At 68.5% G+C, this 25,142-nt stretch carries 15 protein-coding genes, 1 tRNA gene and 1 pseudogene; 15 read left to right on the top strand and 2 right to left on the bottom strand.

The genetic code is table 11. The features are described 5' to 3' along the window. The first annotated feature begins 139 nt into the window (after positions 1–139). From topA to G1C96_RS09220, 12 genes are all read left to right on the top strand, one after another. Positions 140–3,028 (top strand): type I DNA topoisomerase, encoded by a 2,889-nt coding sequence (gene topA, locus G1C96_RS09275; protein ID WP_169276313.1) that lies wholly within the window; start codon positions 140–142, stop codon positions 3,026–3,028. Between the two features lie 14 nt (positions 3,029–3,042). Continuing rightward, the gene (gene tmk, locus G1C96_RS09270) at positions 3,043–3,765 is read left to right on the top strand and encodes a dTMP kinase (RefSeq protein ID WP_169276312.1); all 723 of its coding nucleotides are present in this window, start codon (positions 3,043–3,045) and stop codon (positions 3,763–3,765) included. Then, positions 3,762–4,907, top strand: coding sequence for a DNA polymerase III subunit delta' (locus G1C96_RS09265; protein ID WP_169276311.1), 1,146 nt, complete (start codon positions 3,762–3,764; stop codon positions 4,905–4,907). The genes tmk and G1C96_RS09265 overlap by 4 nt, the downstream gene beginning before the upstream one ends. Before the next feature lie 270 nt (positions 4,908–5,177). Then, on the top strand, positions 5,178–5,732 hold the full coding sequence (locus G1C96_RS09260; RefSeq protein WP_169276310.1) for a YbhB/YbcL family Raf kinase inhibitor-like protein: 555 nt from the start codon (positions 5,178–5,180) through the stop codon (positions 5,730–5,732). Between the two features lie 64 nt (positions 5,733–5,796). Beyond that, positions 5,797–7,407 (top strand): C69 family dipeptidase, encoded by a 1,611-nt coding sequence (locus tag G1C96_RS09255; RefSeq protein WP_169276309.1) that lies wholly within the window; start codon positions 5,797–5,799, stop codon positions 7,405–7,407. Positions 7,408–7,477: 70 nt separating this feature from the next. Beyond that, positions 7,478–8,995 (top strand): formate--tetrahydrofolate ligase, encoded by a 1,518-nt coding sequence (locus G1C96_RS09250; protein ID WP_169276308.1) that lies wholly within the window; start codon positions 7,478–7,480, stop codon positions 8,993–8,995. Positions 8,996–9,285: 290 nt separating this feature from the next. Continuing rightward, positions 9,286–9,359: transfer RNA gene (locus tag G1C96_RS09245), tRNA-Lys, on the top strand. Between the two features lie 144 nt (positions 9,360–9,503). Then, the gene (locus G1C96_RS09240; protein ID WP_169276307.1) at positions 9,504–10,232 is read left to right on the top strand and encodes an MIP/aquaporin family protein; all 729 of its coding nucleotides are present in this window, start codon (positions 9,504–9,506) and stop codon (positions 10,230–10,232) included. Between the two features lie 306 nt (positions 10,233–10,538). Next, on the top strand, positions 10,539–11,567 hold the full coding sequence (gluQRS, locus tag G1C96_RS09235; protein ID WP_169276315.1) for a tRNA glutamyl-Q(34) synthetase GluQRS: 1,029 nt from the start codon (positions 10,539–10,541) through the stop codon (positions 11,565–11,567). A 67-nt stretch (positions 11,568–11,634) separates the two neighbouring features. Further along, positions 11,635–12,492, top strand: a complete 858-nt coding sequence (locus G1C96_RS09230; protein ID WP_169276306.1) for a YggS family pyridoxal phosphate-dependent enzyme — start codon at positions 11,635–11,637, stop codon at positions 12,490–12,492. 122 nt (positions 12,493–12,614) lie between these two features. Next, positions 12,615–13,793: a class C sortase gene (locus G1C96_RS09225; RefSeq protein ID WP_205832119.1), complete on the top strand. Its 1,179-nt coding sequence runs from the start codon at positions 12,615–12,617 to the stop codon at positions 13,791–13,793. Positions 13,794–13,918: 125 nt separating this feature from the next. Continuing rightward, positions 13,919–14,734: a fumarylacetoacetate hydrolase family protein gene (locus G1C96_RS09220; protein WP_169276305.1), complete on the top strand. Its 816-nt coding sequence runs from the start codon at positions 13,919–13,921 to the stop codon at positions 14,732–14,734. A 547-nt stretch (positions 14,735–15,281) separates the two neighbouring features. Here G1C96_RS09220 and G1C96_RS09215 read toward each other — a convergent pair. Beyond that, a complete protein-coding gene (locus tag G1C96_RS09215; RefSeq protein ID WP_169276304.1) occupies positions 15,282–16,208 on the bottom strand; it encodes an AEC family transporter in 927 nt (308 codons plus the stop codon). 390 nt (positions 16,209–16,598) lie between these two features. Here G1C96_RS09215 and G1C96_RS09210 point away from each other — a divergent pair, with 390 nt between their 5' ends. From G1C96_RS09210 to clpB, 3 genes are all read left to right on the top strand, one after another. Beyond that, positions 16,599–17,690: an ABC transporter substrate-binding protein gene (locus tag G1C96_RS09210; RefSeq protein WP_169276303.1), complete on the top strand. Its 1,092-nt coding sequence runs from the start codon at positions 16,599–16,601 to the stop codon at positions 17,688–17,690. A 615-nt stretch (positions 17,691–18,305) separates the two neighbouring features. Next, positions 18,306–19,628, top strand: a complete 1,323-nt coding sequence (locus G1C96_RS09205) for a nucleoside hydrolase (RefSeq protein ID WP_169276302.1) — start codon at positions 18,306–18,308, stop codon at positions 19,626–19,628. Between the two features lie 158 nt (positions 19,629–19,786). Next, positions 19,787–22,516, top strand: coding sequence for an ATP-dependent chaperone ClpB (gene clpB, locus G1C96_RS09200; RefSeq protein ID WP_169276301.1), 2,730 nt, complete (start codon positions 19,787–19,789; stop codon positions 22,514–22,516). A 381-nt stretch (positions 22,517–22,897) separates the two neighbouring features. Here clpB and G1C96_RS09195 read toward each other — a convergent pair. Next, positions 22,898–25,048 (bottom strand): annotated as a pseudogene (locus G1C96_RS09195) (HAD-IC family P-type ATPase); the annotation flags it as partial. Positions 25,049–25,142 lie beyond the last annotated feature (94 nt).

The raw sequence follows: 25,142 nt of genomic DNA, 5'->3' as shown, positions 1-25,142 counted from the left end.
CGCCCGCCCCGCCCAGGGGAGCGTCCGCGGGCCGCGCGTAGGGGTCCGCGGGCCCCGCGTTTCACGTTTGCCCACACCGGGTGGGTATGATGGGCGTCACGAACGGCACAACCAGTAGGGAGCGGTAAGGAGTCAAGGAATGGCAACCGGCACCAAGGGCACCAAGCTCGTCATCGTGGAGTCGCCCACCAAGGCCCGCAAGATCGGCGGCTACCTTGGCAGCGGCTATACCGTGATGGCATCGGTGGGCCATATCCGCGACCTTGCGCAGCCCAGCCAGATCCCCGCGGACGACAAGGCCAGGTACGGCCGCTTCGGCGTGGACGTCGAGGACGGGTTCAAGCCGTACTACATCGTCGACGCGGACAAGAAGAAGACGGTCTCCGAGCTCAGGTCCGCGCTCAAGGACGCCGACGAGCTCTACCTCGCCACCGATGAGGATCGCGAGGGCGAGGCCATCGCGTGGCATCTCGTGCAGACGCTCAAGCCCAAGGTGCCGGTCAAGCGCATGGTGTTCCACGAGATCACGCCGGAGGCGATCAAGGCGTCGCTCACCAAGACGCGCGACGTGGACGACGACATGGTGGACGCGCAGGAGACGCGCCGCATCCTCGACCGTCTCTACGGCTACGAGCTGTCCCCGGTGCTGTGGCGCAAGGTGGGCCCGGGGCTGTCCGCGGGACGCGTGCAGTCCGTGGCGACGCGCCTGATCGTGGAGCGCGAGCGCGAGCGCATGGCGTTCGTCAGGGCGCCGTACTGGGACGTGACCGCCACGCTGCGCACCGACGCGGCCGCGCCCGACGCCGTCGCCGACGCATTCGACGCGCGCATGGTCTCGCTGGGCGGCAAGCGTCTGGCGGTCTCCAGGGACTTCGGGCCGGACGGCAGGCTCACGCCCTCCGGTTTCGCCGACAACGTCCGTCTGCTCGGCGAGGCCGACGCCACGGGCGTGGCCAGGGCGCTCGAATCGGCGCGCTTCACCGTCATGTCCATGGACACCAAGCCGTACCGTCGCCGTCCGCAGCCGCCGTTCACCACGTCCACGCTGCAGCAGACCGCCGGCAACCGCCTGGGCTTCAGCTCGCGCCAGACGATGCGCGCCGCGCAGGGCCTGTACGAGAACGGCTACATCACGTACATGCGTACCGATTCGGTGACGCTCTCGCAGGAGGCCATCGCCGCCGCGCGCGCCAGCGTGGAGTTCCACTTCGGCAGCCGGTTCCTGTCCGAGGCGCCCAAGCAGTACGCCACCAAGACCGCCGGCGCGCAGGAGGCCCACGAGTGCATCCGTCCGGCCGGCGCACAGTTCCGCGATCCGGACGAGCTGGCCGCCAAGGTGCCGGCCGACCAGCTCAAGCTCTACACGCTCATCTGGCAGCGCACGCTCGCCTCGCAGATGGCCGACGCCACCGGCTCCACCGCCACGGTGCGCCTGTCCGCGCCCGCCGGCGCCGACTGGGGCGAAGCCGTGTTCCAGGCGTCCGGCACGGTGATCGAGTTCCCCGGCTTCATGCGCGCCACCGGCGAGGGCCATGCGGCCGCGGCGAAGGGCGACGCGAAGGGCGAGGGCAAGGCCGACGCGAACGCGAGCCTGCCGCCGATGCAGGTGGGCGACGGGCTGTCCGCTGACGCCGTGGAGGCCGAGGGCCACGAGACGCAGCCGCCGGCGCGCTACACCGAGGCCTCGCTGGTCAAGACGCTGGAGGCCAAGGAGATCGGCCGCCCGTCCACGTACGCGTCGATCATCTCCACGATCATCGACCGCGGCTACGTGTACGAGCGCGGCCGCGCGCTGATCCCCAGCTGGCTGGCGTTCGCCGTGATCAAGCTGCTGGAGACCAAGTTCCCCAAGTACGTCGACTACGAGTTCACCGCGGACATGGAGAACGGGCTCGACCAGATCGCGCACGGCAGGCAGACCGGCCGCGATTGGCTCACCCGCTTCTACTTCGGCTCCGGCGACGGCGCCGCGACGAGCTCCGATGAGGCGCACGAGGGCCTGCAGCAGCAGGTGGCGCAGCTCGGCGAGATCGATGCGCGCGCGATCAACACCATCGAGATCGGCGACGGCCTGCACGTGCGCGTGGGCCGCTACGGCCCGTATCTCGAGGACATGGAGCATCTGGACGCCGAGGGCAACCCGAAGCGCGCGTCCCTGCCGGACACGCTCGCCCCGGACGAGCTGACCGTGGAGGTGGGGCACGACCTCATCGAGCATCATTCCGGCGGTCCGCGCGAGCTGGGCAAGGACCCGGCCACCGGCGGCACCGTGGAGGTGCGCAACGGCCGGTTCGGCCCGTACGTGGCGCTCGTGCCGCCCGCGCCCGCCGCGGACGCCGAGGCCGAGGCGCCCAAGGCCAAGGGGCGCAAGGCCGCGGCGCCGAAGCCCAAGATGGCGTCGCTGTTCAAGACCATGAGCCCCGAGTCGCTCACGCTGGAGGACGCGCTGCGCCTGCTCTCCCTGCCGCGCGAGGTGGGCGTGCTCGAACAGACCGACGCCGCCACCGGGGAGATCACGCAGTACAGGGTGGAGGCCAACAACGGCCGCTATGGCCCGTACCTCACCAAGACCGGCCCGGACGGCAAGTCCGAGACCCGTTCGCTGGGCAGCGAGGACGAGATCTTCACCGTGGACCTGGCCGCGGCCAAGGCGCTGTTCGACCAGCCCAAGTACGGCCGCGGGCGCGGACGCGGCGCCGCGAAGCCGCCGCTGCGCGAGCTCGGACCGGATCCGGAGACCGGCAAAGCCGTCACCATCAAGGACGGCTTCTACGGCGCGTACATCACGGACGGCGAGACGAACCGCACGCTGCCCAAGCAGTACACGCCCGAGTCGATCGAGCCGGCCGAGGCGTTCCGCCTGCTGGCGGAGAAGCGCGCCGCCGGCCCCGCCAAGCGCCGCACGCGCCGCGCGTCGGCGTCCAAGTCCGCCGCCAAGTCGGGCACGTCCAAGTCGACCGCGAAGAAGACCGCCGCGCGCAAGACCACGGTCAGGAAGTCGACCGCGAAGACGACCACCGCGGAGTAGCCATGGTGGACGGCATGACCGGTGTATTCATCTCCTTCGAAGGCGTGGACGGCGTGGGCAAGACCACGCAGGTCAAGCATCTGCGCGCCCACGTCAGATCCCTGGGCCGCACCGCGGTGGTGACGCGCGAGCCGGGCGGCACCGTGCTCGGACGCTCGATCCGACGGCTGCTGCTGCACGGCGTGGCGGACGACGCGGGCAGGGCCGACGCCGCATCGCATGACGCCCCGCGCACCGAGGCCACCGCGGACATCGCCCCGCGCGCCGAGGCGCTGCTGTTCGCCGCCGACCGCGCGCAGCACGTGGCCGAGGTGATCCGCCCCGCGCTGGAGCGTGGCGACGTGGTGATCACCGACCGCTATCTCGACTCCTCGCTGGCCTATCAGGCCGGCGGCCGCGAGCTCACGGCCGGGGAGATCCGCGATCTGAGCATGTGGGCCACCGGCGGGCTGCTGCCCGACCGCACGTATCTGCTCGACATGGACCCCGCCCGCTCGCACGCGCGCCTCACCCACGCCGCCGACCGCATGGAATCCGCGGGGAACGGCTTCCAGGAGCGCACCCGGCGCGCGTTCCTGGACCTCGCCGCCGCCGAGCCCGGCCGGTTCCGCGTGATCGACGCGGCGCGCCCCGTGAACGAGGTGTGGGCCGACGTCCGCGCCGACTTCGACGCGCTCGTCGCCGATGCCGCACGCACCGCCGCGCCCCGCGCGGCCGAACGGGAGGCGCGGCCATGAGCGTGTGGGACGCCATCGTGGGGCAGAAGCCCGTCGTCGACATGCTGCGGGGACTGGCCGAGGGCGATCCGTCCGCGCTCGCCCAGTCGTGGCTGGTGTGCGGTCCTCCCGGATCGGGCCGGTCCAACGTGGCGCGTGCCTTCGCGGCCGCGCTCGAATGCCCGCGGCACGGCTGCGGCGAATGCCCCACGTGCCGCCACATCCTCGCCGGCACGTACCCGGACGTCACCGTGCTGGCCACCGACCGCGTCACCATCGGCATCGATCAGGTGCGCGAGCTCATCGCCACGTCCGAGCAGATGCCCGCCAGCGGGCCGTGGCGCGTCATCGTCATCGAGGACGTGGACCGCATGCTGGAGCGCACCACCAACGTGCTGCTCAAGGAGATCGAGGAGCCCGCGGAGCGCACGATCTGGCTGCTGTGCGCCCCCAGCGCGCAGGACGTGTTGCCCACGATCCGCTCGCGCTGCCGCATCGTGAACCTCGCCGTGCCGTCCGCGGGCGCCGTGGCCGCGTTCCTGACCGCCTCCTGCGGCGCCGACCCCAAGGTGGCGCGGCGCGCGGCGCGTCTGGCGGAGGGACACATCGGCGTGGCGCGCCTCTACGCCACCGACGAGCGGGTCATGACCGACCGCGACGAGCTCGTGACGGGCGTGCTGGGACTGGCGCGCGCGTCCGACGCGGTGCTGCTGGCCGACCGGCTCATCGCCAACGCCAACGGGCAGGCCGCCGCCGAGGTGGAGCGCAGGGTGGCCTCGGAGGAGGCCGACTTCCGGCGCATCAACGGGCTGGGGGAGAAGGACCGCATCCCGCCGAGCCTCAGGGGCGCGTTCAACGCGATCGGCAAGAAGGACGAGATCCGCCGCCGCACCACGCGCCGCAGCCGCGACGTGCTGGACCGCGCGCTCAACTCCGTGGCCAGCGTCTACCGCGACGTGGCCGTGCTGCAGAACGGCGCGGAGGACGCCGTGGGGCTCGTCAACCTGGAGAACCGCACGGCTGTCACCGAGCTGTCCGTGCGGCTCGACCGCCAGGGCGCCATCCGCCGCATGGAGGCCGTGGCCGAGGCCCGTTGCCGCCTGTTCGGCAACGGCAACCCCGCGCTGGTGTTCGAGGCGCTGTTCTGCGCGCTCATCCCGTGAGCCGCGCGTCCGAAGTCACCGCCGCAGCGGGAAGCGGATGTGATGGCGGACGTTTCTGCGCGTCGGGACGTCCGAAGCCACAGCCGTGTCCGATGCGGGATGTGCGTCCGGACGCCGGAGGCCCCGATCGCGTCCGAAGTCACATCCGCAATGGGGAGCGGATGTGATGGCGGACGTTTCGGAACGTCGGAACGTCCGAAGCCACATCCGCGGCCGACGACGGATGTGCGTCCGGACGCGGTGACACGCCCCGGCCATATACTGGTTCCCATGAGGATTTCAGCTGATTTCACGGTCATCCCCGATGACTTCGCGAAGGCCGCGGCGCCCGAATACCGCGTCGACGGCGTTCCCGTGGTGTCCTTCCCCTTCTACCTCGACGAGATCCGCCCCGATGCGCGCTACCTGCACTGGGAGTTCGTCGACCCCGACTCGATCCCGGTGTGCGGCTTCGAATGGATCCACTGGTCCGTGGCCAACCTGCCGATCGACGCGCTCATGTACGACTTCAACGACTCGCACGCGCTCGCCATCCCGCCGGACTTCTCCCGCCAGATGCCGGCCATGATCCCCGAGGCCGTGCAGGGCCGCAACTCCTCGGCATCCAAGTTCGTGGGCCGCAACGCGGACCCGGCCGTCACCATGCGCTACAACGGCCCGCAGCCGCCGGACAAGGACCATGAGTACTACCTGCAGGTGTGGGCCACCGCCAAGCCGCTGCCCGGCCTCAACCAGGGCTTCTGGCTCAACGAGCTGCTGCACGCGCTGCGCGGCTGCGGCGAGACGCCCGACGCGGACGGCATCTTCCTCACCGGCAGGGCGTGACGCGCCCGGGCGCACAGGAACTTCAGGAACAAACGGAACAACAGGAAAGGAACGCAACCACACCATGGCCTGCACCACCATTCTGGTAGGCAAGGACGCCAGCTACGACGGCTCCACCATCATCGCGCGCAACGAGGATTCCGCCAACGGCGAGTTCAACCCCAAGCGCTTCGTCGTCGTCAAGCCCGACGAGCAGCCGCGCACGTACACGTCGGTCATCTCCCACCTGACCATCGAGCTGCCGGACGACCCGCTGCAGTACACCGCCGTGCCCAACGCCGACCTCAAGGAAGGCATCTGGGGCGAGGCCGGCGTCAACGAGGCGAACGTGGCGATGAGCGCCACCGAGACGCTCACCACCAACGAGCGCGTGCTCGGCGCCGACCCGTTCGTGGAGTACGCGCCCGCCAAGGGCCGCGAAGGCGAGGACGGCTATGAGCCCGCCGTGCCCGGCGGCATCGGCGAGGAGGACTTCCTCACCATCGTGCTGCCGTACGTGAAGACCGCGCGCGAAGGCGTCGCCCGCCTCGGCGCGCTGCTGGAGCGGTACGGCACGTACGAGATGAACGGCGTGGCGTTCAGCGACGTCGACGAGATCTGGTGGCTGGAGACCGTGGGCGGCCACCACTGGATTGCCAAGCGCGTGCCCGACGAGGCCTACGTGACCATGCCGAACCAGCTCGGCATCGACGAATTCGACCTCGAGGACGCCCTGGGCGACCAGCAGGACCACATGTGCTCCGCCGACCTGGCCGAGTTCATCGAGGAGCATCACCTCGATCTGGCCGTCGAATCGAACAGCCCGTTCGCGCCGCGCGACGCCTTCGGCTCGCACTCCGACTCCGACCACGTCTACAACACGCCGCGCGCCTGGTACATGCAGCGCTTCCTCAACCCGTACGACGAGATGTGGGACGGCCCCGAGGCCGACCACCGTCCCACGAGCGACGACATCCCGTGGGCGCGCCAGCCCGAGCGCAAGATCACCATCGAGGACGTCAAGTACGTGCTCAGCTCGCACTACCAGGGCACGCCGTTCGACCCGTACGGCCAGCTCGGCGACGAGCGCACCCGCCACATGTACCGTCCGATCGGCATCAACCGCCAGAGCCAGCTCGCCGTGATGCAGATCCGCCCGTACCGCCCGCAGGCCAACCGCGCCGTGCAGTGGCTCGCCTACGGCTCCAACCCGTTCAACACGCTCGTGCCGTTCTACCCGAACGTCGACGAGACCCCCGAGTACCTCGAAGGCACCACCACGCGCGTGACCACCGAGAACTTCTACTGGGCCAACCGCGTCATCGCCGCCCTGTGCGACGGCGCGTTCCGCTCCACGTCCAACGCCGTCGAGCGCTACCAGGAGCGAACCGGCGCGATGGGCCACCGCCTGCTGGCCGCCACCGACGAGCAGGTCGCCCGTCTGGGCCTCACGGACGCGGAGGAGCACGCCGTGGCCGACGAGTTCGACGCGGACAACGCCGAGGGCGACGTGGAGCCGATGGAGCCGGAGCAGATCATCGAGGCCGTCCGCAACCGCGAAGTGCGCGAGATCCTCGAGGCCGCCAACCGCACCATGGCCGACCAGCTGCGCGCCGAGACCGACAAGCTGCTCGACTCCGTGCTGTACACGCGCAGCATGGAGATGAAGAACGGCTTCCACATGTCCGACTTCTGATCCCGCCGATCGGGACCTCCCGTCGGCATCCACCCTTCAGCAAACGCAACATCCAGAAAGGCCAGACCACATGACCACCATCGACGACTTCACCGCCCAGTACGGTCTCGTCAAGAAGATCGACGCCTTCGGCTACCTCGACTGGCTCAAGGCCAACCCGGACGCGCCCCGCAAGCACGGCAAGGTGGTGCTCGTCACCGCCGACACCCCGCTCAAGGCGAGCCGCGGCGAGGGCAAGACCACCACCACCATCGCGCTCATCGACGCGCTCAACGCGCGCGGCATCGACGCGACCGCCGTGCTGCGCCAGCCGAGCATGGGCATCACCGCGGCCGGCTCCAAGGGCGGCGCGTCCGGCGGCGGCAAGGCGTCCCTGACCCACCCCGAGCTCATCGACTGGGGCCTGACCGGCGAGATGGCCGCCATTGCCGCCGCGCAGAACCTGCTCGTCTCCTTCGCGGAGAAGGCCGTGGACGACGGCCGCATCGACACGATCCTCGTGCCGCGCGTCTCCGAGGTGCCGTCGCGCTCGCTGCGCTCCATCGCCGTGGACTACGGCAAGGGCGACGTGAAGGAGCGCGTGGTGCTCACGCCCACGTCCGAGCTCATGCAGATCGTGTGCCTGTCGCGCTCCATGGACGAGATCTCCCGCCGCGTGGCCGCGATGATCGCCGGCACCAAGGACGGCAAGCCCGTCACGTTCGGCGAGTTCGTGGACCTGTGGCGCATCACCGGCATCCTCGCCGACGCGGTCAAGCCGGCGCTCACCGAGACCGTCAACGGCTCGCCCGTCTACGTGCACGGCGGCCCGTTCGCCAACGTGTCCATCGGCATCCCCACGCTCGTGGCCGTGGAGATGGCGTGCGCGTTGCACGACGTGGTGATCGTCGAGGCCGGCTACGGCGCCGACGCCGGCGCGCAGAAGTGGCTCGACATCGCCTCGCGCGAGTACGGCGCCGCATGGCCGTCCGCCGCCGTGGTGGTGACGCGCGCCTCCACGTGGCGCGACGACCCCGAGCTGGCGTGGCGCTACCCGTTCCACGTGCAGCGTCTGGAGAACTTCGACATCCCCACGTTCCCGCTCGTCAACCTGTGGGACGGCGAGGACGACCAGGTGCCGTCGCTGCGCGAGACCGCCAAGGAGCTGGAGTTCCGCACGCCGATCATCGGCAACCTGTTCCGCGACGGCGGCGAGGCGCTGGCCCCGCAGCTCGACGGGTTCGTGGAGGCGCTCGAGGCCGCGCCGGCATCCGCGCAGTTCCACAGCCGCAAGGGCATGGACCTCGTGGAGAACGTGCGCTGGATCGCGAACAACGCGTACGGCGTGCCGGCCGAGCGCGTGATCCTCAAGGACGGCTTCGCCGAGTCGCTGGCCGAGGCCCGCGCGCTGTGCGACGGCGCCGGCATCTCGCTCGACGACCTGGCCGTGGTGGCCGTCAAGTCGCCGGCCACGATGACCGACAACGACCGCGCGCCGGAGGCCGAGCGCACGGTGACGCTGAAGAAGGTCGAGGTGCATGCGGGCGCCGGGCTGGTGCACGTCAACCTCACCACGTCGCTCACCACGCCGATGCCGAAGATCGTCTGATCGTCTGATCGTTGGGCGTCGGGCCGCCGGCCGCCGCCCGACGGTCCCGGCACGTCGCCGGCGCGCGTGATACGCGGTCCGTCATGCGGACGCGCGACACGCCGCTTGGCCGCGGCGGGACGTCGAATCGGGCCTCCGGATCGTTCGATCCGGAGGCCCTTCGCCGCCGGGCGTGCTCTCCGGCGGATTGCCGAATGGTCCGAAACCGTTGAAAACCATCGGCGTGTCGCGGAATTTGCATTCCGCGCGAATCTGAGTATATTTATCTCTCGGCTCAAGCAATGACCAACGCCCCTGTAGCTCAGTTGGTTAGAGCAGCTGACTCTTAATCAGCGTGTCCAGGGTTCGAATCCCTGCGGGGGCACTTTCATCACCCGGCGTCGCGAGAAATCGCACGCCGGGTTTTTTGTTGCCGTGCGGCCGCCGGACTCCGGTCGTCCCCGCGCGGCGGCAGGGATGGAACAGGGAACGGAACCAACGGAATCAGGGAACCAGAGAGAAGAGAGCAATGGAATACTCCCTCATGACCAAGCTGGCCGCCGAGTTCTTCGGCACGGCCATCCTCATGATCTTCGGCAACGGCTCGGTCGCCAACGTCGAGCTCAAGAACACCAAGGGCCACCACGCCGGCTGGCTCAACATCGCCATGGGCTATGGCTTCGGCGTGATGTTCCCGGTGCTCATGTTCGGCTCGGTCTCCGGCGCGCACATCAACCCGGCCATGACCCTCGCGCAGGCCGTCAACGGCATGTTCCCGTGGAGCGACGTCGCGCCGTACATCGTCGCGCAGCTGCTCGGCGCGCTGCTCGGCCAGTTCGTGGTGTACCTCACCTACTACCCGCACTACAAGGAGACCGAGGACGCCGACGCGATCCTCGGCACCTTCTGCACCACCGATGCCCACAACGACAAGATCAACTACTTCCTCAACGAGATGTTCGGCACGCTGGTGCTGGTCTTCGGCGCGCTGTGCTGCCTGTCGCTCTCGTGGGGCAAGGCCGACTACGCCGCCGCGTCCATCGTGGTCGGCTTCATCGTGTGGGGCCTCGTGACCTCCATGGGCGGCCCCACCGGCCCCGGCCTGAACCCGGCCCGCGACCTCATGCCGCGCCTGCTGCACGCCGTCCTGCCCATCCCGTCCAAGGGCTCGTCGCGCTGGGGCGAGGCATGGATCCCGGTCGTGGCCCCGATCGTGGGCGCGATCATCGGCGCGTGGATGTTCCAGCTCTTCGTCTGATGAGCCGCCGCAGGGCGCGTTTGAGGCGCGCTGCGGCCTGAGCGCTCGCGAAGCGCTGACGAGATGCCGGCCGCAATGCGGCCGGCATCTCTGTTTGTGGCGGCACTGCGGCTCAGGCCATCTGATATTGGCCTGCCGGCGGTCGCCGGTGAGCCACGCGGGCGTTCGCGCGCTGACGGTAGGGTGGCAGGCATGACGGTAGCGAATGGGGCGGAAGCGAATCAGGCGAATCTTCCGAAGGGCATGGAGCGCGAGGAAGGCACAGCGCCGGGCGCTCGACCGGGCAGTCGATCGGTCGGTCGGCCCGTGGTGGGACGGTTCGCGCCCACGCCGTCCGGCCGCATGCATCTGGGCAACGCGTACGCGATGCTCGCCGCATGGCTGTCCGCACGTGCGGCCGGGGCTTCGGCGCCGCGCGGCCGCATGATCCTGCGCATCGAGGACATCGACGCGCCGCGCGTGCTGCCGGACGCCGACCGCTGGATCATGGACGATCTCGACTGGCTCGGTCTCGACTGGGACGGCGAGCCGATCTACCAGTCCGCGCGCCTGGACCGCTACGAGGAGGCGTTCGCCGCGCTCGGGGACGCCGGCGTCGTCTACCCGTGCTTCTGCTCGCGCGCCGACATCCGCGCGGCCTCGGCACCCAACGAGGGCGACGGGTTCGTGGTCTATCCGGGCACCTGCCGCCGGCTCTGGCTCGACCGGCGCGCGGACGCCCAGCGGCGCATGGCGGCGGGGGAGCGGCATTCGTGGCGCATCGCGATGCCCCGCGAGACGGTGACGTTCGACGACCGCATCTTCGGGCCGCAGCGCTTCGACGCCGCCCGAGAGGTGGGCGATACGGTCGTGCGCCGATCGGACAGCCTGTTCGCCTATCAGCTTGCCGTTGCCGTCGATGATCTTGACATGGGTGTGACCGACATCGTGCGCGGACGCGACCTGCTGCGTTCCACGGCCGTGCAGCTGGTCATCCGTCGGCAGCTGCTCGCCGCCGAATCCGGTCGTGCCGGGCGTGCCGGCGCGGCCTCCGACGCCGAGCCGCAGTTCACGCATCTGCCGCTCATCGACAATGCGCAGGGCCGCCGGCTGGCCAAGCGCGAACGCGATCTCGATCTCGGCTATCTGCGCCGGCAGGGCGTGCCTGCCGAGCGCGTGGTCGGCTACTGCGCGTGGCTGCTTGGCCTGCAGCCCGCAGCCGCACAGGCCGAGCCCATGACGGCCGCCGAGGCGCTCGACGCGTTCCGCCAGGCGGGCTGGAGCGAGCTGCGGGCGCACCGCGAGGACCGCCGCGTGCCCGACGACCTCTCGGGAACCCTCACGGCTACACTGTAAGCCGGATTTTCACGCAGCCGAGGCGTCCGCCGACGGCTGCAGAGGGCACGCGTGCGATGGGAGCGGCATGACGGCGTACATGGACCACAAGAACCTGGCCAACGAGAGCATCGACGAGACGCGCGCACGGCAGATCGCCGACGGCGTGCATCGCGTGCTCGACGGCATCGCCGCCGCCGAACAGGCCTCGGGTCGCGCCGTCGGCGAGGTGCGTCTGCTCGCCGCCACCAAGACGCGCGACGTCGGCGAGATCATGGCCGCCATCGACGCGGGCGTGCGCATGATCGGCGAGAACCGTCCGCAGGAGGTGGAGGTCAAGGCCGCCGGACTGGCACGGCTGTGCGCGCGACGCGGATTCGCGCTGGGGGCTGACGCGCTCGCGCGGGACGCCGTCGCGGATGCCTCCGACGCCGGGACGGACCTGCCGGACCCGCTCGCGCCGCTGCCGTTCCACCTCATTGGCCAGCTGCAGTCCAACAAGATCAACAAGGTGCTGCCGGCCGTCACCGCCATCGAATCGGTGGATTCGCTCGATCTGGCCGCCAAGATCGCCCGCAGGGCCGTGACGCACGGCGTGAGCGTGGGCGTGCTGCTCGAGGTCAACGAGTCCGGCGAGGAGTCCAAGTCCGGCTGCGATCCGGCGGCGGCCCACGACCTCGCCTGCGCGATCGCGCAGCTGGACGGCGTGCGGCTCGAGGGTCTCATGACCATCGGCGCGCACGTGGACGACGAGGCGACGATCCGCCGCGGCTTCGCACACCTCAGGGCCACGCGCGACGCGGTCCTCGCCTCGGGCGAGCCCGGCACGGCGGACTGCCGCGAGCTGTCGATGGGCATGACCGGCGACATGGCGATCGCCATCGACGAGGGCTCCACGATCGTACGCGTCGGCACGGCGATCTTCGGACCGCGCGCCTTCATCTGACGCGGCGCGTCCGGCGCATCGGACGCCGTACCCGGCGCGACGGGCATCGCGTCCGGCATGTCGAACGTTACAGGAATCATCAGCATATCGGCACGGAACACCGCGCGGGAGAGGCAGGCATCATGGCCGGAAACAACGGGCGTCGGCGGCGGACCGCAGCGCACGGCGCGCACGTGCGCGGGCATGCGGCGGCCGGCGCGCACGTCGCGTCGGCCGGGTGGGGCGTCGGGCGCCCCGCCGCGTCGTCCGCCGTGCCGCCGGTCCCGCCCGCGCCGCCTCGCGCCCCGGTCCCGTCGGGCGTCGCGTCCCCGCCGCGGAAACCGTTCGCGCACGTCGTCGACGTCACCGACGTGGCCCGGCGCCAGCACGGTCTGCGCCGCCAGCTCATCGCGCTGCGCGCCTTCACCGTGCTGCTGCTGCTCGCCGCGATCGGCGTGGGCGGCTTCCCCGTGGCGCTGCAGTACCAGTCGCAGATCCGCCTCGCCGAGACCGCGCAGGAGGCGGAGAACCACGTGCTGGGCTGGCCGTACCCGCAGGCCGAGCTCGCGTTCGAGGCGGCGCAGGCGTACAACCGCAAGCTCGCGCAGGACGGTCAGCCGGTGATGGGCGAGGCCGTGGACCCGTTCAAGTCCGTGGCCGGACATTCCACGGCGTCCGGCGGGGACGACTCCGCGGCGTCGAAGGACACCGAATACCAGAGCCTGCTCGACACGGGCAACGGCGTGATGGGCTCGATCGTGGTGCCCAAGGTGTCCATCGACCTGCCGATCTACCACGGCACCTCCGAGGAGGCCCTCGCCGCCGGCTCCGGGCACCTGTACGGCTCCAGCCTGCCGGTGGGCGGCGCGGACACCCACGCCGTGCTCACCGGACACCGCGGCCTGGTGGAGGCGCTCATGTTCACGCGCCTCGACGAGATGGAGGTGGGCGACTTCTTCTATGTCAAGGTGATGGGCGAGACGCTCGGCTACCGCGTGGACCGCATCACGGTGATCGAGCCGGACGACGTGAGCCAGCTCAAGATCGTGCCGGGCGAGGACCGCGTCACGCTCATGACCTGCACGCCGTACGGCGTCAACACGCACCGACTGCTCGTCTCCGGCACGCGCCAGGCCATCCCGAACCCGATCCCGCAGATCAAGGACGCGCCCAAGGATTCGCGTCTGTGGACGGCCGTGGCGACCGGCGTGCCGCTCGTCGCCGGACTGGTCACGCTTGCGGCGCGGCATCGGCCGTGGAGGCGCATGCGGCACGCGGCGCCGCTCCGCCCGCGCGGACCGCATCGTCCCCGTCGCGCGTGATGCCTACGTGTCGCGCGTGTCTCGCGTGACGTGATGCGCCGCGACGTGCGCGCGTCCGCGACGCGGCGTCCACGCGCGGCCGCCCAAGCAGGTGGGGCGCATCGGCGTGGCCTACACTAGGGGCCATGAGAATCGCACGCTTTTCCCTCAATGACACGCCGCGCTACGCCTTCGTCCAGCAGGACGCCAACGACGGCAAGGACTACCTCGTCGAACTCGACGGCTACCCGCTGGGCGTCGGAACCGTCAAGCCCACCGGCAACCGCTACGCGCTCGACGCCGACGGCGTCCGCCTGCTCGCTCCGGTGATCCCGTCCAAGATCTTCGGCCTCGCCAAGAACTACGAGGCGCACGCGCAGTTCATGCACGCCGCCGGCCACTCCGACGTGGCGCACGCGCCGGAGGACATGTGGATCTTCACCAAGCCGTCCACGTCCGTCATCGGCCCCGACGATCCGATCGTCATCCCGCCGTACTCCAACGACATGAACTTCGAGCCCGAGGTGGCCGTGGTCATGGGACGCATCGCCAAGAACGTGCCGGAGGAGAAGGCGCTGGACTACGTGCTCGGCTACACCTGCGTCAACGACGTGACGCTGCGCGACCTGCAGGGCAAGGATCCGATGTGGACGCGCGCCAAGGGCTTCGACACCTCCTGCCCGCTCGGCCCGTGGATCCAGACCGAGCTCAACGCGGCCGACGCGAAGATCTCGTTCACGCTCAACGGCAAGGACGTGCCCGAGGCGTCCGGCACCACCGCGAACCTCATCCACTCGATCGCGCAGCAGATCGCCGCGATCTCCAGCTTCTCCACGCTGCTGCCCGGCGACGTGATCATGACCGGCACGCCCAACGCGTCCGGCCATCTCGACCCGGGCGACGAGCCGATCGTGCACGTGGAGGGCATCGGCTCCCTGCGCAACGTCGTCGTCCGCGGCTGAGCGGGTGGTGCGTTTTCGTCATCCTGAGCGAGCGCAGCGAGTCGAAGGATCCTTCGGCTCCGCCCTTCGGGCTCCGCTCAGGATGACTGAGGGGTGGTCTGTCGGGCTCCGCTCAGGATGACGGGGGGATGGCCTGTCGGGCTTGGCTCAGGATGACCGTGGGACGAGTTGTACTTGGAATGACGCGGGATAAAACTCGGTGAGGTATTTGGTGCTCTTCCTGCCATCCTGAGCAATTGCTGTTCTTTTCCTGTCATCCTGAGCGAGCGCCGTCCTTTTTTCGTCGTCCTGAGTGAGTGTTGTTCTTTTTTCGTCATCCTGAGCGAGCGCAGCGAGTCGAAGGATCCTTCGACTCCGCCCTTCGGGCTCCGCTCAGGATGACTGAGGGGTGGCCTGCCAGGCTCCGCTCAGGATGACCGGGGGATGGCCTGTTGGTCTTGGCTCAGGATGACCGAGGATGGCCTGTCGGGCTTGGCTTAGGATGACGGGGGGATGATTTGTCGGGGCTCCGCTTGGGATGACCGGGGATGGCCGGTCTGGCCGCGCCTCACATGCTCACCACGGCGTGGATGACGGTCATCGCGATCAGCCCCAGCACGCCCGTGACCGTCAGGCTGAAGCCCGCCAGCTTGGGGTTGCCGGTGAGCGAATCCGTGAACTTCGTCGAGAAGATCGTCACCGGGCTGGCCGCGCACAGCAGCATGATGCCGCGAATATGCTCGTCGAACGGCAGCAGCGTCCATCCGGCCGCGCCGATCAGCACCGCGAACAGCGCACGCCATGCAATCACCTTCAGCAGCTCCATGCGATCCTTGCGCTCGGCCGGGATCTCCATCATCAAGCCGATCATCGCCATCGTCATGAACGCGTTCGCATTGGCGAACGGTGTGACCAGCGAGACGATCCACTGCGGGATCGTCACATGCGCCACCATGAGGATCAGCATCAGCATGTACGTGTCGAACGACGTGGAGCTCAGGAAGTCGCGCGCCACGCTGCGCACCTTCAGCCCCAGCGGCAGCGACTGCGCCGCGTCGCCCATGTGCAGCAGGCCCTTCGTGAGCGTCAGCGCGAGCGCCGTGGCCACCATCGCGTTGCCGATGTCCATCATCACCACCGGCAGACCGGCCGCGGGACCGATGAGCGTCTGCGCCACCGGCAGGCAGAACGCGCCCAGATTCAGGCCCGACGCGTTGAGGATCTGATACGCCCGATAGCGCGTCTCGTCGCCGCGCGACCCCAGAAACACGATGAACATGGGGATCAGCGCGCACAGGAAGCCGAACAGCACGATCCACAGCATCGACATGTCGTGCTCGTTCGTCGCGAAGCTCATCACGATCGCGCACGGCAGCGTCAGATTGAACACCAGGCCCTGCGCCACCCGATAGTCGCGGTCGGAGAACACGTGCAGATGCTTGAGCGCATACGCGGCGACGATCACCAGCAGCAGCGAGCCGGATTGAAACAGCATGATCCCCTGACCTTCGATATCCCTAGACCCTCGATGTCCCCGGACCTTCGGCCGGCGCGGGCACGGCCCGGGGCGGGCATGCCGGGAGCCGATGGCGAGTATAGGAGCAGGGGAGGCCGGCGGCAGCGCTCGGCGGCGGCGCTAGGCAGCTTGGCAGCGGCGCCCGGCAGCGCCCGGCTGTTGGCGCGTCCGGCCGCTATAATCAGGACTGCCTACGCGTCGATGTGTGGCAAACCTCCCGTCGTGGTTCGAGCGGGCGAGAGGGGACATCGACGCCGCGATCCGTCCCTACGCGCCGTTCTCTGCCGGATCGAACGCATTCCAACGCTCCCAGAGAACGGCAAGCGGCAGCCAACGCCGCCGCGCATCGAGAGAACTAGGGAATTCGCAATGAAGATTTCGCATATCGTGCGTTCCGTCGTCGCCGCTGCCGGCGCCGCCGCCATGGCGCTGTCGCTGGCAGCCTGCGGCAACGCCACCAACGACGCCGGCGCATCCGCGTCCAACGGCGCCTCCACTACCTCCACGGCGCTCAAGAAGGTCACGTTCATGCTCGCGTGGGTGCCCGACACCAACCACATCGGCGTGTACGTGGCCAAGAACAAGGGCTACTTCAAGGACGCCGGCCTCGACGTCGACATCGTCGCCGTCGGCCAGGCGGGCGCCGAGCACGCCGTGTCCACCGGCCAGGCCGACTTCGCGCTGTCCAACCTGACCAACGCCGCAAGCTACAGCCTCAAGGGCGCCGGCATCATCCAGACCCTGCAGGTGCAGCAGAAGCCGTCCGCCGTGTGGTGCGCGCTCGCCTCCAACACGTCCATCAAGTCCCCGAAGGACTTCGACGGCAAGACCTTCGCCACGTTCGGCTCCAACGAATCCGACGCCGTGATCCGCCGCATGATCCAGTTCGACGGCGGCAAGGGCGAGTTCGACAAGGTGACCGTCGGCACCAACACGTTCCAGACCCTCACGTCCGGCCAGGCCGACTTCGGCGGCTTCTACGCCACGTGGGAAGGCGTGCAGGCCGAGATGTACGGCCCGGCTCTCAACTGCTTCACCGAGCCTGACTACGGCGTGCCCGGCAACGCCGACGGCATCGGCATCATCACCTCCGAGAAGATGATCAAGGAGGATCCCGACACCGTTCGCGCCTTCACGCAGGCCGCGCAGAAGGGCTACGAGTACGCGTACTCCAACCCGGACGAGGCCGCGCAGATCCTCGTCGACGACGCCGGCGACAGCACGCTGAAGATCGACTTCGTCAAGCGCAGCATGCAGGTCATCACCGAAGGCCAGTACTGGGGCGACCCGGCCAAGATCAAGGACGGCTCGTTCGTGCTGGGCACCAACGACGTCGACGGCGTGCAGCAGTACCTCGACTTCATCGCCGAGGGCGACGCGTTCACCGACGCGAACGACAACGTGGTCAAGCAGGCGCCGAAGGTGGCTGACGTCTCGACCAACGAGTTCCTCGCCAAGTAGTCGGCAAGCGGGGCGCTGACGGTTTGCGGACGGGGTGGCCGCGGCCGGGGCGCTGAGGGGAAGGCTCGATGCGGCGCGCGGATCGATTCGCGCGCCGCATTTTCGTCGCTTGTTCCGCGCGCGTGTGGTTGTGCGTGCTTGTGCGCGCGTGCGTGGTCGTTCGCCGGTGTGCGTGGCCGGCCGCACCGGGAAAATCGCGGGTATCACGGGGATATCTGCAGAGTCAGGGGTGGATTTCCCGTTCCGCAGGCAGATATCTGCGGAGTCAGGGTGCCTCGATGCGGGAACGCCTCCTCGGGCCGTCTTCCTCACCGCTTGGAACCGCGGAATTTCAAGGTTTCGTTGCAGACCGGATTCGACGCCGCCTTCGCGGAGGCCCCTGACTCTGCAGATATCTGCCCGCACGGGCGAAAATCTACCCCTGACTCCGCAGATACCTCGCCGAGCGGCCCGCCGCATCGCCTCAGCCCGGTATGCTGGGCGCAATCGCGGGGTGCCCGACGCGGAACCGTACGACTCGGGCCGTCGGTGGACGGCACTCGGGACGGCACTCGGCATGACTGCACGTAGCATGACGGCACGTGGCATGACTGCACGTGACATGGAAGGACGGGAATGATGACGCGAATCGTGATGGACGTGGACACCGGCATCGACGACACGCTGGCACTGGCCTACGTGCTGGCCGCCGTGCGCGCGGGGGAGTGCGAGCTCGCCGGCGTGGTGGGCACGTACGGCAACGTGCTCGCCTCCACGGCCATGGCCAACAACCGCGCGGTCCTGCGGCTGTTCGACGCGGCGGTGCCGGGCGGCACGTCCGGCGTGCCGACGCCCCGTGGCTGCGTGTGCCCCTCGTGGGCCGACGGCTTCGCGGTGGACGAGGGATGCGCGCGCTTCCACGGCGACAACGGACTGGGCAACGTGGATCCGACGCGCTACGGAGACCGGCCGTCCGATGGCGGCACGGCCGGTCTGGTCGGCCCGAACGACGAGTCCGGATCGGACGATGCTCCGACGATCACGGTCGCCGACCGCATGCGTGCGGCATCGCGTCCCGCCGTGCTGTCGCTGGGCGGCGAACGGCACGATCTGCCCGTTCGGCTCGCTGACGGAGACGGAGACGATGCCGCGCAGCCTTTCGGTGGACAGACGCGGGCCGAGACCATGAATCTCGCCGCTTCGGACGCCTCATACGCGAACCGCCCTTCGCAGTGGCGCGCCGACTGCCCGGAGGCGTCGCGCCCGGACGGCCTGCCCGCCGGCGTGCGGCTCATCATCGACGAGGTGCGTGCGCACGGCCGCGACGTCACCGTGCTCGCCACCGGCCCGCTCACGGACGTGGATGCGGCGCTCGCCGCCGCGCCAGACATCGCCGAACGTATGCGGCTCGTCATGATGGGCGGCGCGCTCACGCAGGAGGGCAACTGCTACGACCTGATCTGCGAGACCAACATCTTCCAGGATCCGGAGGCCGCGAATCGCGTGTTCCGCTCTGGCGCGGACGTGACGATGATCGGCCTTGACGTGACGCACCAGTGCCTGCTCACGCGCGCCGACGCCGAGTCGTGGCGTGCGGCCGACGGACCGCGGGAGGACGGTGACCGGCCGGGCGCCGGCGCGTTCCTTGCCGACATGGCGCGCTTCTACATCGGCGCCAACGAGGCGTCCGACCCGCTGTTCCTCGCGGGTAGTCCGCTGCACGATCCGCTGGCCGCCGCCGTGGCGCTCGACCCGGCCCTCGTGACCTGCTTCGACGTCAACATGATGACGGAGACGTCCACCGGCAACGGCCATGGCTTCCGCGGGCGCACGATCGGCGACCCGACCCGTCTGCGCGATCCGCGCAAGACCGCGCACGTGGCGCTGAACGTGGATGCGGCTCGCGCCGCGGCGTCGATCCGCGATCGGATCGGCGAGTTGTGCGCGAACAACGCATGACGCGAAACTTGAGTGCATTGGACTCAACTTTTGGGAATAGAATGGGCGTCAGGTCGGTTGACCATATCAGACAATGACATTGCGCCATGGTCCGGAGCGCGGCGGCTGCGGTTGAGCCGCCGGCGCGAAGGCTGCGGCGCGTTACGTAGGAGGACGATATGGAACAGAAGTTCACGACGATGGCGCAGGAGGCCATTGGGGACGCCATTCAGAGCGCGTCCGCCGCGGGCAACGCCCAGGTGGAGACGCTGCATCTTGTTGACGCGCTGCTGCGTCAGGAGCAGGGCGTGGTGCGTGGTCTGATTCAGGCTGCAGGCGGCGATCCGCAGCGCATCGGCGCCGCGGTGCGCAATGCGCTGGTCGGGCTGCCGAGCGCGTCGGGCTCCACCACGTCCCAGCCGCAGGCGAGCCGTCAGCTGACGGCTGCGCTGGCTCAGGCTGAGAAGGAAATGCAGGCGATGGGCGACGAGTATGTGTCCACCGAGCATCTGCTCATCGGCATCGTGGCGTCGGCGCCGAACCAGAGCGCGGATATCTTCAAGCAGAACGGCGTGACGGCTGATGCGCTGCGCAAGGCGGTGCCCGGCGTGCGCGGCGGCGCGAAGGTGACGAGCCCGGATGCCGAGGGCAGCTACAAGGCGCTGGAGAAGTATTCGACTGATCTGACTGCGCAGGCGAAGGAAGGCAAGCTTGATCCGGTGATCGGCCGTGATTCGGAGATTCGCCGCGTCATTCAGATCCTGAGCCGTCGTACGAAGAACAACCCGGTGCTGATCGGCGAGCCCGGCGTCGGCAAGACCGCCGTCGTCGAGGGGCTGGCTCAGCGCATCGTGGCCGGCGACGTGCCGACGACGCTGCAGGGCAAGAAGCTGATTTCGCTTGATCTGGGCTCCATGGTGGCCGGTTCGAAGTACCGTGGCGAGTTCGAGGAGCGTCTGAAGGCCGTGCTCAACGAGATCAAGAGCGCGAACGGTCAGATCATCACGTTCATCGACGAGATTCATACGATCGTGGGCGCCGGCGCCGCCGAGGGTTCGATGGATGCCGGCAACATGCTCAAGCCGATGCTGGCGCGCGGTGAGCTGCGTCTGATCGGCGCGACCACGCTGGATGAGTACCGCGAGAACATCGAGAAGGATCCGGCGCTGGAGCGTCGTTTCCAGCAGGTGTTCGTGGGCGAGCCGAGCGTGGAGGATACGATTGCGATTCTGCGCGGTCTGAAGCAGCGTTACGAGGCGCACCATAAGGTGACGATCGGCGACGATGCGCTGGTGGCTGCTGCGACGCTGTCGAACCGCTATATTTCGGGCCGTCAGCTGCCGGATAAGGCGATTGATCTGGTTGACGAGGCTGCTGCGCATCTGCGCATGGAGCTGGATTCGCAGCCGGAAGAGATCGATGAGTTGCAGCGCAAGGTGACGCGTCTTGAGATGGAGGAGATGCAGCTGAAGAAGGCTGAGGATCCTGCGTCGAAGGAGCGTCTGGAGAAGCTGCAGGCGGAGCTTGCGGACACGCGCGAGAAGCTGAGCGGTCTGAAGGCGAAGTGGGATGCCGAGCAGGCCGGCCACAACAAGGTCGGCGATCTGCGCGCCAAGCTGGACGATCTGCGTGTTCAGGCGGACAAGGCCACGCGCGAGGGCGATCTGGCGAAGGCGTCGAAGATTCTGTACGGCGACATTCCGTCCATTCAGAAGGAGCTGGCGGCGGCTGAGTCGGCCGATGCCGAGTCGGAGGATGCTGGCGAGAACAAGCCGGAGCCGATGGTGCCCGATCGCGTGGACGCCGATTCCGTGGCGGAGATCGTCTCCGACTGGACGGGCATCCCCGTGGGCCGCCTGATGCAGGGCGAGAACGAGAAGCTGCTGCACATGGAGGAGTATCTGGGCAAGCGCGTGATCGGTCAGAAGGAGGCTGTGGCTGCGGTGAGCGATGCGGTGCGTCGTTCGCGTGCCGGCATTTCGGATCCGAATCGTCCTACTGGCTCGTTCCTGTTCCTTGGCCCGACGGGCGTGGGCAAGACCGAGCTGGCGAAGGCGCTTGCGGACTTCCTGTTCGACGACGAGCGTGCCATGGTGCGCATTGATATGTCGGAGTACATGGAGAAGGCGTCGGTGTCTCGTCTGATTGGCGCGGCTCCTGGCTATGTGGGCTATGAGCAGGGCGGTCAGCTGACCGAGGCGGTGCGTCGTCGTCCGTATTCGGTGGTGCTGTTCGATGAGGTCGAGAAGGCGAATCCCGAGATCTTCGACGTGCTGCTGCAGGTGCTGGATGATGGCCGTCTGACCGATGGTCAGGGCAGGACCGTGGACTTCAAGAACACGATTCTGATCATGACGTCCAATCTGGGTTCGCAGTTCCTCGTGAACGAGGACATGGACGCGGATGCCAAGAAGAAGGCCGTGATGGACGCGGTGCACATGAACTTCAAGCCGGAGTTCCTGAACCGCTTGGATGACATCGTGATGTTCCATCCGCTGACCCGCGAGGAGCTGGGCAGCATCGTGGACATTCAGGTCAAGGGCGTGGCCGCGCGTCTGACGGAGCGTCGCATCAGCCTCGATGTGACGGATTCGGCGCGCGAGTGGCTGGCCAACACGGGTTACGATCCGGCGTATGGCGCTCGTCCGCTGCGTCGTCTGGTGCAGACCGAGGTCGGTGACCAGCTGGCCCGCATGCTGCTGGCCGGCAAAGTGCACGACGGCGATACGGTGCTGGTGGACCAGACCGGCGGCGAGCATCTGGAGCTGTCCGCCTGGGCATCCGACAAGATCGTGCCGGACGACGCGGACGTGTCGGTCGACCACGTGGAGGCCGACGGCGACAAGCCTGCGGACGCTTCCGCCGCGGGCGACGGCGACGCGAAGAAGCCGGACGGTTCCGATCGCTGAGCGTGACGCCAGTGCGGCGTGGCTGCATGGTGACTGCGTGATGTGACCGTGCGGGACCGTGCGGGTATGACAGGGGCGCGGCACTTGGGGAAATCCAAGCGCCGCGCCCCTTTTTCGCGTCTGCGCGTGTGTTTTGCCTGCAAGCGATGACATACGCGTGCATACGTTTGCGTGTGCTGTTCTGCGCGTGCGTCTGCGTCTGTGTGCTGCGTTGACCTGCATGCGTCTGCACGTGGGTCAACGCAGCGTCTTGCATGCGGGGGCGCGCTTGTGTTTTGGGTACGGAGTGCATTTCGTGCGTGCCTGCATGTCACGCGCGCGAGCATGCTGGCACGCGTGACATGCCTGTGTGTATGGCACGTACCGATCGGTCGCCGCGGTTCAGGAAAGGAAGATCTGCGGCGCCTTGTCGAAGTTGGCGGCGCAGTGCTCGCCGCAGAAGTAGTAGGTCTTGCCGTCGTGCTCGCGCGTGATGGCGTCGGCGTTCACGCTGACGGTCATGCCGCAGACCGGATCGGTCGCGGTCTCGCCTTCGACGGGCTGCGTCATATGCATGTGGTGCATGTCCATGGTGTTCTCCTTGCTGCGATGGATGTTGTCGTGGTGATTGTAGTGTTCGTGATCGCGTCCGTGTGGCCGTCCGTCCGCTGCCGGTTCCTCCTGACGATGGTCTGCGGATGCCGATGCGGCGGAACTCGTTGTGCCGGCGTTCCTGACGGTCATGGCGGTGTGGTCGTCGATGATGACCTGCACGCGGCGGTCGTTCGTGGCGACGGCTTTGTCCGTCCGATCGGACGAAGCGGACGTCGCGGAACCCTTGCTGGCCGTGGAACCGTTGCCGACCTCGTCCTCGCGGATCCGCGCATGGCGGAGACGGTTGGCGTTGATCACGAGGCATACGGAGCTGAGGGCCATGGCGAGTCCGGCGATCATGGGGCTCAGCAGCCATCCGGTGAACGGGTAGAGGATGCCCGCGGCGATGGGGATGCCGATGATGTTGTAGCCGAACGCCCAGGCGAGGTTCTCCCGGATGTTGGTCATGGTGGCGTTCGACAGGTTGATGGTGCGCAGCACGCCGCGCAGATCGCCGCTCATCAGCGTCACGTCGGCCGACTGCATGGCCACGTCGGTCCCGGTGCCGATGGCGAATCCCACGTCCGCCTTCGCCAGAGCCGGAGCGTCGTTGATGCCGTCGCCCACCATGGCGATCAGTTCGTCGCCGCGGCCGGCCTCGTCGCGTTCCCGCTGCAGACGGGTGATCCAATCGGCCTTGCCGTCCGGACGGACCTGTGCGATGACGGTGTCGATGCCGACCTCCCTGGCGATGCGCTCCGCGGTCTCGGCCTTGTCTCCGCTGAGCATGACCGTGCGGATGCCGGCCTTGCGCAGCGCGGCCATGGCCTCCGCCGATCCGTCCTTGACGATGTCGTTCGCGTACGTCGCCTTGTCGAGCGACGATCCGTCGTCGGTGATGCCGCGCGTGATCGTGCCGGTCTTGTCGAACACGATCGTGCGGATCTTGCGGGCCTGTTCCAGAGCCTGGGCCGAGGTGACGAGTATGCCGTTGGTGGCTCCCAGCCCGGTCGCCGCGGTCACGGACAACGGCGTGGCCAGTCCGAGCGCGCACGGGCACGCGATGATGAGCACGCTGACGGCCGCGATGAGGGCATGCGCCAGACGAGGCTGCGGCCCCACGACGATCCAGATGGCGAACGTCCACACGGCGATGATCATGACCGCGGGCACGAAGATGCGGGCGATGCGGTCGGCAAGCCGCTGAACGGGCGTCTTGGTGGCCTGCGCGCGAGAGACCAGTGCGATGATCTGCGACAGCACGGTGTCGCCGCCGATCTGCGTGGTGCGCATGACGAACGCGCCGCGGAGGGTCGTCGTCGCGCCGGTGACCGTGGATCCGGCGGTCTTCGCGGCAGGTCGGGATTCGCCGGTGATCATCGACTCGTCGACTTCGGCCGTGCCGGCCACGATCACGCCGTCCGCGGGAATGCGCTCGCCGGGATGGATGACGAGCAGATCGCCGACCTTCAGCGACGCCGTATCGACGTCGCTGCCCACGCTGAGCAGCTTCCAATGCTGCTCGCCGCCATCCAGATCGGACTGTTCGATGCGTCGAGCGGAACGCGGCGCCAGCTTGATCAGTGACTGCACCGCCTTGCCGGTGCCTTCGCGGGCCTTGGCCTCCAGAAGGCGTCCGACCAGGACCAGAGTGATCACGACGCCCACGGATTCGAAGTACGGTTCCTCGGACCCGGACGGCATGAGACTGGACGCGATGCACGCCACCAGGCTGTAGACGTATGCGGCCGTGGTGCCGAGCGCCACCAATGAGTTCATGTCCGGACTGTGATGGCGCAGCGCCGCCCAGCCGACGCGGTGTATGGGATTGCCGCAGTAGAACATGACGGGCGTGATGAGGATCGCCTGAAGCCACGGATTGGTGAGCCAGCCCGGCAGCATGGAGTCGCCGTGCATGGACAGCATGGCCACGGCGAAGACCGGAATGGTGAGCACGGCGGCGATGATCGTCAGACGCGTGGTGTCCCGGATCTCCCGGCGCCGCTCCTCGGCGTCGCGGCGCTCGTTCTCCACGGCGTCGACTCCGGCGTTG

The sequence above is a fragment of the Bifidobacterium moraviense genome, from assembly GCF_012932365.1.
GTDB lineage: Bacteria > Actinomycetota > Actinomycetes > Actinomycetales > Bifidobacteriaceae > Bifidobacterium > Bifidobacterium moraviense.
Note: the sequence above shows the minus strand (reverse complement) of the source record. Positions and strands in the feature narration are given on the sequence as shown.

Bases quoted from the DNA above. Each gene is read 5' to 3' on its own strand.
- G1C96_RS09250 (WP_169276308.1), top strand. From the start codon at position 7,478: ATGACCACCATCGACGACTTCACCGCCCAGTACGGTCTCGTCAAGAAG.
- G1C96_RS09240 (WP_169276307.1), top strand. From the start codon at position 9,504: ATGGAATACTCCCTCATGACCAAGCTGGCCGCCGAGTTCTTCGGCACG.
- G1C96_RS09255 (WP_169276309.1), top strand. From the start codon at position 5,797: ATGGCCTGCACCACCATTCTGGTAGGCAAGGACGCCAGCTACGACGGC.
- G1C96_RS09215 (WP_169276304.1), bottom strand. From the start codon at position 16,208: ATGCTGTTTCAATCCGGCTCGCTGCTGCTGGTGATCGTCGCCGCGTAT.
- G1C96_RS09260 (WP_169276310.1), top strand. From the start codon at position 5,178: ATGAGGATTTCAGCTGATTTCACGGTCATCCCCGATGACTTCGCGAAG.
- clpB (WP_169276301.1), top strand. From the start codon at position 19,787: ATGGAACAGAAGTTCACGACGATGGCGCAGGAGGCCATTGGGGACGCC.
- G1C96_RS09205 (WP_169276302.1), top strand. From the start codon at position 18,306: ATGATGACGCGAATCGTGATGGACGTGGACACCGGCATCGACGACACG.
- G1C96_RS09230 (WP_169276306.1), top strand. From the start codon at position 11,635: ATGACGGCGTACATGGACCACAAGAACCTGGCCAACGAGAGCATCGAC.
- G1C96_RS09210 (WP_169276303.1), top strand. From the start codon at position 16,599: ATGAAGATTTCGCATATCGTGCGTTCCGTCGTCGCCGCTGCCGGCGCC.
- topA (WP_169276313.1), top strand. From the start codon at position 140: ATGGCAACCGGCACCAAGGGCACCAAGCTCGTCATCGTGGAGTCGCCC.
- G1C96_RS09225 (WP_205832119.1), top strand. From the start codon at position 12,615: ATGGCCGGAAACAACGGGCGTCGGCGGCGGACCGCAGCGCACGGCGCG.
- G1C96_RS09265 (WP_169276311.1), top strand. From the start codon at position 3,762: ATGAGCGTGTGGGACGCCATCGTGGGGCAGAAGCCCGTCGTCGACATG.
- G1C96_RS09220 (WP_169276305.1), top strand. From the start codon at position 13,919: ATGAGAATCGCACGCTTTTCCCTCAATGACACGCCGCGCTACGCCTTC.
- tmk (WP_169276312.1), top strand. From the start codon at position 3,043: ATGACCGGTGTATTCATCTCCTTCGAAGGCGTGGACGGCGTGGGCAAG.